The organism is Pseudomonas sp. SYWMCR5, from assembly GCF_057197165.1.
Genome location: NZ_JBXUNH010000002.1, coordinates 1 through 13,040 on the forward strand (window position 1 = coordinate 1; position 13,040 = coordinate 13,040).

The following is a 13,040-nucleotide window of genomic DNA, read 5'->3' on the forward strand; positions in this document are numbered from 1 at the left end:
GATGCCCTTGCCCAAGGCATTCTGCGTCGTGACCTGAGGTTGCGTTTTCTCTACCCAGCTTTTCAGTTGAGCCAGCAATGGCAGGCTGCGCTCCATGCGGGCAGCCTTACGATCTTCATCGCTGCCGCCCTTAAGGTCGCGCTCGATGCCATACAGCTTGTTGATCAAATTCAGGGCGATGTCTGCGCGCCCGGTTTTACCCTTGGGCTGCACTTTCTGCGCTTCGACGAACTTGCGGCGTGCGTGCGCCCAACAGCCCAATCGCTCCACGCCGTCCTGCGCGGCCAACGCGTTGTAACCGGCGTAGTCGTCGGTCATGACATAGCCGCGATAGCCATCCAACAGGCGCGTCGGCACCTCCTGCGCTCGGCTGGTGGCGTAGTCGAAAAGGATCACCGGGCGATCAGGTGGGCCGCCGGTTTGTACCCACATCCAGGATTGGCTGCTGGGCCCACGACCCGGCTCTTTCAACACCTGCACACGTGTTTCGTCACAGTGGATGATCCGACTGCTCAACAGGCTTTCGCGCATCAGATTCAGCAGCGGTTGGAAATGCTCGCTGCATTGGATCACCCAGCGTGCCAAGGTTTGGCGCGGGATATCGACACCGTGGCGCCCCAACACTTTTTCGAAGCGATGAAGCGGCAAGCCGTCTACGTATTTGGTGGTGAGCAGCATGGCCAGCACACTCGGGCTAGCCATGCTCTTCTCGATCACCTGGGCAGGCTTGTCCGCCGTTACGGGCGCTGACTCGCAGTTGCGGCAGCCATACACCTTGCGAACATGTTTGATGACGCGAATCTGCATCGGGACGATTTCAAGCTGTTCGCTGACCTCTTCACCAATGGCATGTTTGCGGCAGCCACAAGCGCACGTCAGCTCATGCTCGGGCAGTTCGTGGACAACCTCGATACGCGGCAAATCAGCCGGCAGTGGTTTGCGTTTACCACGGCGCTTGGTCGGCGCAACGACTTCTTCATCGCCAGCCTCATCCAAGGGTTCTGCCAGGCTTTCCGCTTCGTCGAAGAGCGGCAACTGTGGCGTCGCCGCATCGCTTGTCTGCTCGGTCTTGCGCCCGAACAGGCGCTGGCGCAACAGCGCAACTTCCTCTTCGAGATGAACGATCTTGCCCTTGTCGGACGCGCGCTCGTTGATCATCTGCTCAAGCAGTTGCTTGAGCAGAACAGGATCGTCAGGGAGGTCTTCGGGCATGGAAATCATGCCGCGGATTATACCGAATCAGGCGACGTATCGAGGCGTCAAAACCTGATGCGGACGGTTGCGCCAGAGGTCGAAGCCGTCGAGTAGCCAGTTCAGTTCCTGAACGGTCAGTACGATGGCCACGTCAGTCGGATCGGGTGAGGTTTTGAACCGTTCGGAGTCCAGGCGTTTGAGCCAGAGGCAGAAGCCGTTGCGTTCCCAGTACAAGATCTTCACGCGGTTGCGCGGCTTGTTGAGAAAGACGAAAAGCACCGGGTCGAACACCGCCACTTTGATATCGAGTTCGACCAGCGCAGCCAGGCCATCGATGGACTTTCGGAAGTCGACGGGCTTGGGGTAGAGGTACACTTTTTCGACTTTGGCGTCGGGTCGCATCATGGTCGGCGGACTCCAGAAAGAAATCGGGAGCACAGCATCGGGGATCAGGTAAGCGCTTTGAATGTGGGGTTCATGGAGCGCTTACGTTCGGCTTGCTGGTCATCGTCTTGCTGACGCTGCTCTTGGGGTTTGATGTAGAGCTTGATCCAGGCGTAGAGGCTGTGAACAGACATGCCCAAGCGCTGGGCAATATCAGCGACAGGCTTGCCTTTCTCGGTCACTTGCTTGACCGCTTCGATCTTGAATTCTTCAGGGTAACGCTGACGACTCATGGCACCTCCTATTTGGGCCTCATTATGAGGCTTGGAGGTGTCTAGGAAACCAGGGGCGATTCAGTTTACAGAAACCATGGAGCCATCATCGCTTACTCGTTGGTGACCAATCAAAACTGTGTGACCACTAACGGTATAAGTTATGGTCGTTGACCAAGTATTATTCTTCACTTTACCAGGTTTTGCAGCATAGCCACCCATGTTGCTAAAAAAGTAGTCAGATTGCCCCGCTCGACCATTAGATCTGTTATTGAAATATCTAAGCTCGGCTTGTAGTGATTGTCTTTCGTCAATTTTAAAAGTTCTTGCTAAGCCAAAGAAAATCCTGATCATAGTAATCTTTCAGAGTAGCGTGATAATACTGCAGCAACAGATCATTTCGCGGTCGCCAATCTCCACCCCTATACTGGAGGTCATTGCTACCCTTAGCCCCCCCTGCGACAGCGAGCCCCGAGTAGTTGCTGGATGCCCGGCTAGCAGTTTGAGTCAGCTTACCAGCTGCTAGTGTCAGTCCAGGGATCTCCTTGACCGTGAGCATTGCTCCACCGAACGTCTGTGGAAACAGCCGGCCATCATTAATAACCAAGATTGGCAGGGTAGATGAAAGTGCATTCCCCACGACAAGTTCGGACTCGGAAACCTTAGCTTTGAGATTCCCACCTCCCCGAGACCAACTGGAGACAGGAGTACCATCGCTGTCGACAGGAGTCATTGAATTGGAAGTTGCCTGCGTAGGGTGATCAATGCCGCCATCAATGTTAAATCCAGCTATTGCTTGAATATCAAGACCGAATCCCACAATTCCAGATGTATAGCCAGAAGAGAAGTCTACTTTAAAGCCCTGTGCTGTTTGGCGTTGATCCTGCCCGTCTGTTTCTCGATTGTTGTTGTTGAGGTAAAGTGTTCGCGAGCTAACTACTGCTTTGCTGTCTTGGATGAAATTAGTGGCATTGGTTTGCGCGACCATAACTGCAGCCGCTGATACAAAAAAGTAACGTACTACACACATGAGCTGCTCCCGGGAAATAGTTTTAGTTATAGGCAGTCAGTCTTTTTCTTGCGGAGCATTAAGCTGTTACGCTGTCGATCCAGCTCAAGCACGCTCGCATTCAACAAATCAGGTATGTCAGCCCCGCTTTCTACTCTAGATATCCATTCCAGAACAGCATGTTTAAGAAGCCAATGCGGGGAACGATCTATCCTTTCGGCAGCTGACTTAAGTCTTTGCTTTGTTATTGTGTCAACCTTAACGCCCAAGGTGGTATGCGACATCGGAACCTCCACTTATCCTGGGCATTGCGACAGAACAGATCTCCCAGTTGCTAACGCCAGCTACGGCAGTGCCGCTCCGGCCATCAAAAAAATGCCCAGTTAATTAACACTAAATATGAGCACGTGCTCTAGCAAATAATCCACAAATCAATAGCAGGCCTTTTTCGCCCAGTAGTAAACGTACCAGTGAAACAGCTAATCTATCCTTTGAAAGTTTTATTCCACATTTCCAGCATGCTGGATTGATTTGCAATGATGTATGCATAATCAGGTTTCATCATTCGATCTTTCTCTGCTTGGGTGAAGTTGATCTGCTTGTCCAGCTCTGCTGGCAATGAGGCATTAGAGACTGTTGGGACGTAACCCATTTTTTGAGCGAACGCGATTTGTGCCCGTGGATCAAGCATGGCATTGAGGTATTGGGAGGCCTCTGGCTTCCTTCTAGATTTTTTAGGAATTCCCGCACCGTAAACGTTGGGATACCCACCTTCTGTGGGTACGACAGATGCCAACGGCATCCCGGCTTTTTTCCACATGTATCCCCGAGCCTTCGAGATGACTGTGATCCAAATATCTTCCGACTTCAAGGCAGCAGCCACGGCCTCGGTGGAGGGAAGAATTTTCACACCAAGAGCGCGAAGCTCTGCTAGCTTGGCCTGGGCGGGGGTAAAATCAGTCATTGATCCGCCACCCGCTAAGGCAGCTACCGCGATATTTGTATTGAAGAGGAAGTCAGACAGTCCGATTCGCCCTTGATATTTGGGATCCCAAAGGTCGGCAAAGGATTTCGGCGGAATTTTGATACGGTCAGTGTTATAGACAATGACATGTGCCGAGTAGATAGTCGGTATCGAAAATTCCTGCCTTAGGAAGGGAAGTACATTTTCGAGGTTCGGCACCTGATCAGCGGTGATTGCTTCCAATGCATCACGCTGTGCTACGGCCTGCATATCAAAGTCAGCCAGACAACATATGTCCATCGAACTGCGTCGGGAAAGTCTCTCAGCTAGCACCTTGGTACGGCGCTCCGTTGGTGAGCCAATGCTTTGAATAACCTCGATGCCTTGCGGCTTCAAAAGCACGTCTACACTCGAACGAAGCAAATCGCCAAAGTCTCCGCCCCAAGTTCCTACCACCAAGGGCGTATCAGATGCACCGAAAGAGAATCGGGGTAAAAAAAGTGCGGCAGCAGCAGTGGCAGTAGTGACGGCAGCACCACCCAAAAACTTACGCCGAGTAATATCAAACATAGCGAACTCCAGGTTTAAGGATGAGATTTATATCTCATTATACCGCTGACCCTTGCGATCTAACGGAGGGGGACTCATTGAAAAATGATGACACAAGTTGAAGCGCCAACTTCACTTTTCCGTGATCATAGTAATACTCATCGTGCATGAGGTTGACTTGACCAATTACGCCTTCAGGCGATTTGATTGGAACGTTCAACAGAGAGGCGCATCCCATAGCGAAAACTTTTTGGTGGTCTGGGTAATCACGTTCAATTTCAAACCGATCAATTGCAACATAGGCTAGGCCTGTATCGCGAACGAACGCCATTTTTGGCCCTTGATCCATTGGTTTCCGTCCTCGATCAGGGAAAACCTGAGGGTTGCTGCTATAAACGCGCTCTGCCTCATCGGCACCGCTATCGTAAAGCAGTACCGTCATGTATTTATGACCTACTTGCTGAGCGAGCCTTTCATCTAGGTCACCCAGAGCCTTCATGAAACTGACGTTTTGAACGACCATCGTCAGGCTCCCATGGTTTTGACGTAATTGCGGTGAATCAACCAGTTGGACAGTGTTGCGAGGAGCAATGTTGTGACGATGAGTACCAACGCCATGGCGGCGCCGAATGGCCAGTTTGATGCTTTTGCGATCTGGTCATACAGCGAAGGAGCCATCATGGTTAAACCAGTACCGCCCAGCAAAACCGGGGTCGCATATGCGTTCATGCAGAGAATGAACACAAGCATGGTTCCCGCTGCTACGCCAGGAGCTGCAATGGGTAGCACGACGCGACGGAAGGTGGTAGCGAATGTAGCCCCCAAATTCTGGGCCGCTTCCTCAACCGAGAAGTCGATGCCCTCTAGAACGCTTTGAAGAGTAAGAATCATGTAGGGCATGACTACTGCAGTAGTGCCAACGATCACTGCAAAGGGTGTGTACATGAACTTGATAGGTTCATCGGTGATACCCAGCCACATCAGCGTTGCGTTGACCACACCGACATTACCCAGGATCACCATCCAACCAGCCGCACGAACAACGTTCCCTACCATGAGTGGAAACACGAGCAGCACAATGAACAGGCTCTTGTAGCGACTCTGGGTTTTTGCCAAAAAGTACGCGACAGGGAAGCCCAGTACAAGAGCAAAAACCGTACACAGGGCGGCAACGCCGAGGGTGGAAATAAAGACCTTACGGTAATACTCATCGCTAAAAAACTTTACATAGTTCTCTAGTGTGAAAGTTTCCACCATCAAGTCCATTGGATCAAAATGGTTAAAGCTGTAACCCATCATGAGAAACAGTGGTACGACTATGATGCCTAAAACTACGACAGATGCTGGAAACGCAATGCTTGCACCTGTAACTTGAGAAGAGCCGCTCATACTTTCACCTTTTACTCTGCAAACAGAACGCAATCACTGGAGCGGAACGAAGCAACAAGTGGCGATCCAGGGGCGATGGCTGTGTTTGCTGAGGAAGCATTATTGGGTACGTGCAGATTTAAGATGTCCCCACCCTGCAGGCGCAGGCGGATGTCGATGAGGGAACCAAGGTAAGCAGCCGATTCGACCCAGCCATCAAATACGTTGTCGGACTCCGGATGGGCTCCCACATTGATACGCTCCGGACGGATACCAATTCGTCCAACCTTCTGACCGCTGGCGACTTGGATGTTGGTGCCGGCTTCGCTCACAAAACGCCCATTCGCCACGAGGTTTCCTTTGAAGAAGCTCATCCGTCCAAGGAAGTCAGCTACAAAGTGGTTGCTCGGAGAATCGTACAGTTCCTTTGGTGAACCAATCTGCTGAACTCTGCCGTTGTACATAATTGCCATGCGGTCAGAAATGGCAAGGGCTTCTTCTTGGTCATGCGTTACGAAGACAGTGGTAAGACCGAGATTCTGTTGCAGCGAGCGAATCTCTTCACGCACCTCCACGCGAAGCTTGGCATCCAGGTTGGAGAGTGGCTCGTCGAGCAGGAACACTTTGGGCTGAATGGCCAATGCTCGGGCAATCGCTACGCGCTGCTGCTGGCCTCCAGACAATTGGCGAGGGTAGCGATCACGGAATGAGGTCATCCGCACCATATCCAAGGCCGTGGCGATTCGACTATCACGCTCTTTGCCGGAAACGTTATGCATCTCCAAGCCGAATGAGACGTTCTGGGCCACCGTCATATGTGGGAACAGGGCGTAACGCTGGAAGACCATACCAGTGTTACGCTTATGAACTGGCAGGTTTGTGACGTCAGTTTCGCCGATATGGATGCTTCCCGCTGTCGGTTCAATGAACCCTGCGATCATCCGAAGCGTGGTCGTTTTACCGCAGCCGCTTGGGCCTAGGAATGCGACCAACTCGCCGTCTGCGATCTCCAGCGAAAAGTCTTCGAGCGCTACCGCATCGCCAAACTGTTTTTTCAACTTGTTGATAGATACTTTGGACATAGCGCTACACCACTTGGCTGAGTTTGACGAAACGGTCGGTCACCAACATCACGATTCCTAGCAACAGAATCTGAACGGCAGAGACTGCAGCGATGGTGGGGTCGAGGTTGAATTCGAGGTACTGCATAATTGCAATTGGAAGCGTCGTCTTACCGGGGCCAGCTAGGGCCAACGACAGCTCCAGGTTCTCGAAAGAAACAATGAAGGAGAACAGCGAAGCTGCAACGATTGAAGGCCGAAGCATGGGCAGCGTGACTCGGCGAAATGCCGCCCAGCTGGACGCTCCGAGGTTACGTGCAGCTTCTTCAATCGAAGGGTCTAGGCCTGCCATACCGGTGGAAACCAAGCGCACCGTCCACGGGATGGTCAGGCATACGTGAGCGATTACCAGCCCACCGAATGTGCCTACGATGTCCGTATCTAATACATTTTCAGCTCGCATGTAGAACAGGTAAATCGCGATGCCTGCCACGATGCCTGGGATAAGGAGTGGAGATAGTAGGAGAGTGTTGACGAACTTGCTCCCCAGGAAACCATTCCGAACGATCCCGAGCGCAGCGGCTACTCCGAGAATGACCCCAGTGATCGAGGCTACAGCAGCTACCTGAAAGCTAAGCACCAAGCCATTCATGAATGACGAGTTCTGCCAGGCGCTTTCGTACCACTTCAGCGTGTAGCCAGATGGTGGGAAATGCGGGATGGCATCGACAAAGAAGCTCATCCATACAACGAAAATGAGCGGGCTGAGCATGAAGAAGTACATCATGCAAACGAATACCCGGTGTAGCAAAGATGACCATCTCACTCGCCGCCTAACCTTGGGTGCCGTAGCTGCTGAGATATTTGAAGCGGCAACGCTGGACATGACGATGTCCCTCACATAGAAAAAACTTGGGCGCATCCTTGCGATGAGCAACGAGAACAACTCAAGCAAATGCGCTTTTAGCTTTTCTCTGGATAGGGATAGCACTCATTGCCCAAGCCTTCTGATGGCTGGCGATGAACGTCACTACGATGAGGGTGATAGGAAGGAAAACTCATTGACGTACTCCTCTCGGAAGCCTGGTTTTTGTGATTAGTGGCAGCATACGAGTAAGCAATCTTCGTTAAGAAGATGAAGCCCTTGATCAGGGCAACGGGATTTCTTCCCGAATTGTTGTAGGTCGAGAATGATCCGTCACAAAACCTGTGTAAAGTGCGAAAATTTTTGCTATACATGCGAAAAATGCATGTTTGGAGCAGGCTATGTTGACGACGAAAGGCCTTGAGGCCCTCCGCGCTTTTGTCGAAACAGGTTCAGTGACTCAGGCTTCGGTACGCCTGAACCGCACGCAACCGCAAGTGGGTAGGCTGCTATCCAATCTTGAGGAAGAGGTCGGATTTGCGCTGTTCCAACGCACCAAAAAACGACTCAGTCTTACTCCAGATGGATGGAGCTTTTATCGTCAGGTTGAACGCCATTTGGCTAGCCAGGAGTCTCTTCAAAAGCTCGCTGGCCGTCTAAAAGCCAGACAAAATAACCACGTTCGAGTACTGACTGCCCCTCATCTCAGCAACGCCATCGTGAACGATGCGCTAGCCATAATGGCCGAACGCTCAGCGCGATTTTCCGCAAGCATCGATTCACGGGTGAGGCTCGATATTGAGACATGGGTTGGTCAGGAAAACTTCGATCTCGGCGTGACCGTACTCCCCCTAGAGAACCCCCTGTTAGAGGTTGAGCCATTCATCAGCGTAGAGGTGGTAGCTGCCATGAGTGCCGACCACCCTTTTGCATCCAAACCAGTCATTACCGTAGACGACCTTTCGGGGGAGTCGCTGATTGCTCTCCATCCTCGCTCCTTGATTCGTCAGTCATTGAGTCTAGTCACGGAGTCCCTGCAACCTCAGCCAAACATCAGGTTCGAAACGACTAATGGCATCCTCGCGTGCCAGCTTGCTGCTCGAGGATTGGGTATCGCAATCTCGGATCCTTTCATCGCAACCTCAAGCGAGGTGCCTCTTGTGCTTCGACCGTTTCAGCCAGCTATCACTTTGGACTACGGTTTCATTTTCCCAGCCTGGCAGGAGCGCAGTGGAGTGGTGAACGAACTGGCCAATTTGATCAAGGAGCATGCGGAGAAGCGAATATCAGCAATCCGGGATCAGCAACGCTATGCTTAATATGCGTTAAACGCACATAATCATTAAATTTACGAACTTTACGCACGTTGCAAGAAGTCGCAATCTGCTGCCGTCAACCTTGATTTGCGGTGGAGAGATTTGATGTCAGATGCAGATATTGGCAGTGTAGCTTGGCGGCTGCCCCCGAGTGAATACCTGGCTAGGCGGGAACGCGACTTCACCGTTCCTTCGGCCCCCGCGTCCCAGTACATCGCTATGCGAGATGGCTGCAAGATCGCGATTGACGTTTTTCTCCCTCAGACGGAAATCGATGCTCACGCTGATCGGCAATTCCCAGCAATCGTCGTCTTCACGCCCTACTATCGTCGTTTCAAGGTTGCAGAAGGTTCGAAGCAAGAATGCAGTCCCAACACCTTCAAGTACCGTGACCAGTTCGTGCCCTACGGTTACGCAGTGGTAGTGGTCGATGTCCGTGGTACAGGCGCAAGCTTCGGTAGCCGTGATAGCTTCCGCTCTCCAGCTGAGCGAGCTGATACTGTCCAAGTTGTGGATTGGATCATCGCCCAGTCATGGTCGAACGGGCGCGTTGGTGCCACAGGCGTTTCGTACCTCGGCGCCTCATCTGACTTCCTCGCAAGTACCGGCCACCCTGCGGTCAAGGCCATCGCACCTCTGTTTTCGGTATGGGATACCTACCGTGACAATTATTACCCTGGGGGTATCCAGGTTAAGTCACTAACTCGCCTGTACGACGACATCATGATTGGCTTAGATCATGACCGCCGCGACGTCTTGAGGCAGTTCGCGTACTTTAATCATCCAGACTTCCAAGGCCCACAGCCGGTCGACGAAGATCACAACGGCGAGATGTGTGCCGCTGCTATTCAAGAGCACTTGGCCAACTTCAGGCAGACTGACTTCATGGCTGAATTCAAGTTCAGCGATGACTGCCTGCCCTACGATAAAAACTTCACGCCCGCGACTTTCAGCCCCCACTATTACTGTGCAGGCACCCGCAGTGACCTCGCCATCTACTCGGTGTCTGGCTGGATGGATGGCACCGGGTACATGAACGGAGCAATCTCGCGGTTCCTCACTCTGAGTGAAAACCCGAAGCACCTGCTGCTAGGCCCCTGGGATCATGGGGCACGTATCAATGTGTCCCCGTGGCGTCTCGAGGAAACTGCTCAGTTCGGTTTGATGCCCGAGTTGCTGCGCTTTTTCGATCATTACCTGCAGCAGCGCCCAACCGGTCTCGACCAAGAAGCACCAATTCACTATTTCAGCATGCACGACGAACAATGGTGTGCTGCTGAGCAGTGGCCACCGACCGAGATTGATTCGGTGCTGTTCTTGGGCAACAACCAAAAGCTGTCCGCCGAGCCGCCCCAGGAAGGTGCCAAAGACGAGTATCAAGTCGACTTCCGTCATGGCAGCGGTAACGGTACTCGGTACGAGCGAATTGCTGGCGTAGACAGCCGTATTTACTATGCTGACTGGCAAGGGCGAACAAAGGATCTATTGAGCTACACAACAGCATCGCTACCTGATGGCCTGGATATCTGCGGCCATATCGTTGCGGACTTCTGGGTCGAATCCAATCAGCCTGATGCCGCACTGTTCGTCTACGTCAGCGAGATCGAGTCAGACGGAACAGAGCGCTATGTCACTGAGGGGCTGCTGCGAGCACTTCTGCGCAAGGAAACGACGCCACCAGCGACCTACCGCACCACCTGGCCATATCAGAGCCTTGCGCGGAAAGACGCGCAAGTAATGCATCCGGGAACAGCGGAGCATATTCGCCTTGCACTAACTCCAACGGCTTGGGCGTTCAAGCCTGGCAGCAAGATTCGGGTGTCGTTCGCAGGAGCAGATAGCGATCACTGTGGCCAAATTCCTCACGGTCGCCCACCACGATTGAAAATTCTGCGTGGCGGTTCGCATCCATCGAAGATCATCGTTCCATCACGGTGAGGTGTGGCCAATACAGATGTACCAGCTATGAGTTGGAGCTTGAGGGTTCTTCAGCATCCAGTATGGCTTGAACCACAATAAAGTAGGTCACAAAAATGCGAGGTCTGGCATGTGGTGAGGCCTCGCAGCAAGTGTGGAACTATTCTGGGCAGCATACGTATTACACGTAATAAACCTCCGCGCAGTACCCTTTAAGACGAAAAAAAACCGCCAGAAATGGCGGTTCTTTAAAATCTTGCTCGGAGTCTCCGACTCTCCACGGCTGGGTTTAAGGTGCCGTTAAAGAGGTCACTTCCTCTAAGAGGGTTTGGTGTCGGATACATACACAATCAGGCTAACTTTCGTATACTCATTGCGTCAAGGCGCAATATTCACTGGCGCCAGGACTCGACGGTTTCAGCGCCGTGCTCAGCTTTCCAGGCCTTCAGAACCGCATGATTCCCGCCCTTGGTCTGAACAACTTCGCCGTGGTGCGGGTTTTTATAGACCTTTACTTCGCGAGGCTTACGGCTGGTCTTCTCTTGGGCGGCAAGGGCGGGAGCACGTGCCGAAGCCTTGGGATCAAGGATATTGATCACCTCGCGCAGGCTGTATCCATACTCACCGAGCAAGGCTCGCAGTTTCTCTTCAAACTCCATCTCCGCCTTGATGCCCGAGTCACCCTTCATGGCTTCGAGTTCTGCCAATTGCTGAGCGAGTTGTTGCTCCAAACGACGGAATTCTACGAGACGAGACATGGGGACGGTTTCCTTTAGGAGGCTAATGATCTATCAAGATTACAGAATCGGCTGAAGAAAGTCATAGCATTCTCAGATCGGCCAAGCCCCATGATCCGGCAGAGCGGCCCGCCCTTCAGTGACTAGGGTTGTAACGCTAATTCTGGAATGTAACAGCGCCAACGTTGCATTCCCAAAACCACGTTACAAGCCCCATAACCATTGGGTTTGCGACCAAATCGCAAGCGGAGCGCGCAAGTTAGGAAGGCTGAAGGCGTGAGGATGGAAGCCCGCAGGGCCGGGCAGCACGAACGTGAGGCCTGGTTCACGACAGCCGTCCGCGAATGCGGCCCGCCCAAGGATCAGCGGTGCAGTTTGCTGAAACGCTCTACAAGCAACGAGGGTGCAATTGAATTCCACGTGTCAAGGCCTGAAGTGTTGTGAAACAGGTAAATACCGCAACCCACAAAGAATCCCCCTGTCAGCAGTCCTATGACTGAGGCGCCCGAGCTGATAAAAGCCCATTGCAGCGACATCGAGCGGCTGCCCATCAAAAAATCCGATCCGAAGACCAGGGCAATCCAGCTCAAAACAAATGCCACAGCAGCCCAGATCGTAGCAATTACCCAAAAATGCAACTGCACTTTGTAGCGCATGCTTGGCACGCGTAGGAGCCTGCCACTGGCAGTCTTGGCTGCAAGAACAATTGCAGTATTTTTAACCTTGTTTTTTGAGTTCTGCACAAGAGCATAGAACTCAACATGAGATCCTTGCTCTAACTCTTCATAAATCTGAATCGGAACTTTGACATTGGGGGGCTAACACCCCATCAATTTTCATGATGGCTTGCACGAAACCCGAGAGATGGTCGAAAACTCGAATATCCTCTAGGCAGCCAGCAAATTTTAGGTATTCAAACTTTATAAACACTTACAGCTCCTTGCTCTGGCCCAAATTTCAGGCAGGGGAAGGCCTTGGGCACACCTTGGCGTGCTCAGGCTCGATCTAAATCAGTGCAGTTGAGTATTGGGGAAGTGGTCACCCACCAGGCGGCAAAAGTCCCTCAAGCTATGGCGCCCACCATCACGGCGAAAGGTAGCCACGACGTACTTGGAGTTCATGGTCGTGATCACCCAGAACTTGCCTTCTTTCTTAATATTCACGATGTCGGATGTCTGGATCAGATGCCCATCGGAGAATCGGCGAATCGGCTATGAGGCCCTTGCCGCACATGCCCGAAGACGACGCCAACGGCACTGAGTCGATGAATGTGGACATTCACCAGAGACGCGGTGACCTCGTCCTCGTACTCTTGGCCTACAGCTCGAGCAATACGCAACAGGTCGAAGTCCGAATAGCGCTTCACGAGGTAGTCCACCTTCACCGTGTTGACCTCTGACATCC

The 13,040-nt window shown here is 52.4% G+C and carries 16 protein-coding genes and 1 pseudogene; 2 read left to right on the forward strand and 15 right to left on the reverse strand.

The window, feature by feature from the left end:
- The 11 genes and pseudogenes from tnpC to AC2CGW_RS05890 form a co-directional block, all read right to left on the reverse strand.
- Window positions 1–1,221, reverse strand: a 1,221-nt coding sequence (gene tnpC / locus AC2CGW_RS05840; RefSeq protein WP_484573693.1) for an IS66 family transposase, incomplete at its 3' end; no start/stop codon positions are given.
- Window positions 1,222–1,239: 18 nt separating this feature from the next.
- Window positions 1,240–1,599, reverse strand: a complete 360-nt coding sequence (tnpB, locus tag AC2CGW_RS05845; protein WP_054913089.1) for an IS66 family insertion sequence element accessory protein TnpB — start codon at window positions 1,597–1,599, stop codon at window positions 1,240–1,242.
- Window positions 1,600–1,676: 77 nt separating this feature from the next.
- Window positions 1,677–1,871 (reverse strand): annotated as a pseudogene (locus AC2CGW_RS05850) (transposase); the annotation flags it as partial.
- A 60-nt stretch (window positions 1,872–1,931) separates the two neighbouring features.
- The gene (locus AC2CGW_RS05855; RefSeq protein WP_272979738.1) at window positions 1,932–2,204 is read right to left on the reverse strand and encodes an OprD family outer membrane porin; all 273 of its coding nucleotides are present in this window, start codon (window positions 2,202–2,204) and stop codon (window positions 1,932–1,934) included.
- The gene (locus AC2CGW_RS05860; protein ID WP_288375064.1) at window positions 2,167–2,880 is read right to left on the reverse strand and encodes an OprD family outer membrane porin; all 714 of its coding nucleotides are present in this window, start codon (window positions 2,878–2,880) and stop codon (window positions 2,167–2,169) included. Before AC2CGW_RS05860 ends, AC2CGW_RS05855 begins: the two co-directional genes overlap by 38 nt.
- Window positions 2,881–2,906: 26 nt before the next feature.
- A complete protein-coding gene (locus tag AC2CGW_RS05865; RefSeq protein ID WP_353886866.1) occupies window positions 2,907–3,143 on the reverse strand; it encodes a transcriptional regulator in 237 nt (78 codons plus the stop codon).
- Between the two features lie 200 nt (window positions 3,144–3,343).
- Window positions 3,344–4,393, reverse strand: coding sequence for an ABC transporter substrate-binding protein (locus AC2CGW_RS05870; RefSeq protein WP_186720597.1), 1,050 nt, complete (start codon window positions 4,391–4,393; stop codon window positions 3,344–3,346).
- Between the two features lie 37 nt (window positions 4,394–4,430).
- Window positions 4,431–4,895, reverse strand: coding sequence for a hypothetical protein (locus tag AC2CGW_RS05875; protein WP_186663965.1), 465 nt, complete (start codon window positions 4,893–4,895; stop codon window positions 4,431–4,433).
- Window positions 4,896–4,897: 2 nt separating this feature from the next.
- On the reverse strand, window positions 4,898–5,761 hold the full coding sequence (locus tag AC2CGW_RS05880; RefSeq protein WP_186663967.1) for an ABC transporter permease: 864 nt from the start codon (window positions 5,759–5,761) through the stop codon (window positions 4,898–4,900).
- A gap of 11 nt (window positions 5,762–5,772) precedes the next feature.
- Window positions 5,773–6,822, reverse strand: coding sequence for an ABC transporter ATP-binding protein (locus AC2CGW_RS05885; protein WP_186663969.1), 1,050 nt, complete (start codon window positions 6,820–6,822; stop codon window positions 5,773–5,775).
- A 4-nt stretch (window positions 6,823–6,826) separates the two neighbouring features.
- Entirely contained in the window at window positions 6,827–7,588 is a 762-nt protein-coding gene (locus AC2CGW_RS05890) for an ABC transporter permease (RefSeq protein WP_288375062.1), read from the reverse strand.
- Between the two features lie 479 nt (window positions 7,589–8,067).
- Here AC2CGW_RS05890 and AC2CGW_RS05895 point away from each other — a divergent pair, with 479 nt between their 5' ends.
- Together AC2CGW_RS05895 and AC2CGW_RS05900 are read left to right on the forward strand one after the other, a co-directional pair.
- The gene (locus AC2CGW_RS05895; protein WP_186720595.1) at window positions 8,068–8,985 is read left to right on the forward strand and encodes a LysR family transcriptional regulator; all 918 of its coding nucleotides are present in this window, start codon (window positions 8,068–8,070) and stop codon (window positions 8,983–8,985) included.
- A gap of 102 nt (window positions 8,986–9,087) precedes the next feature.
- The gene (locus AC2CGW_RS05900) at window positions 9,088–10,920 is read left to right on the forward strand and encodes a CocE/NonD family hydrolase (protein ID WP_288375061.1); all 1,833 of its coding nucleotides are present in this window, start codon (window positions 9,088–9,090) and stop codon (window positions 10,918–10,920) included.
- 371 nt (window positions 10,921–11,291) lie between these two features.
- On the opposite strand, the gene AC2CGW_RS05905 is transcribed toward AC2CGW_RS05900, so the two are convergent.
- The 4 genes from AC2CGW_RS05905 to AC2CGW_RS05920 form a co-directional block, all read right to left on the reverse strand.
- Window positions 11,292–11,657, reverse strand: coding sequence for a histone-like nucleoid-structuring protein, MvaT/MvaU family (locus AC2CGW_RS05905; protein ID WP_186663977.1), 366 nt, complete (start codon window positions 11,655–11,657; stop codon window positions 11,292–11,294).
- Window positions 11,658–11,998: 341 nt separating this feature from the next.
- On the reverse strand, window positions 11,999–12,292 hold the full coding sequence (locus AC2CGW_RS05910; protein ID WP_189665166.1) for a hypothetical protein: 294 nt from the start codon (window positions 12,290–12,292) through the stop codon (window positions 11,999–12,001).
- 354 nt (window positions 12,293–12,646) lie between these two features.
- The gene (locus AC2CGW_RS05915) at window positions 12,647–12,799 is read right to left on the reverse strand and encodes a hypothetical protein (RefSeq protein WP_346655470.1); all 153 of its coding nucleotides are present in this window, start codon (window positions 12,797–12,799) and stop codon (window positions 12,647–12,649) included.
- A gap of 17 nt (window positions 12,800–12,816) precedes the next feature.
- On the reverse strand, window positions 12,817–13,038 hold the full coding sequence (locus tag AC2CGW_RS05920; protein WP_346655469.1) for a hypothetical protein: 222 nt from the start codon (window positions 13,036–13,038) through the stop codon (window positions 12,817–12,819).
- Window positions 13,039–13,040: the final 2 nt, after the last annotated feature.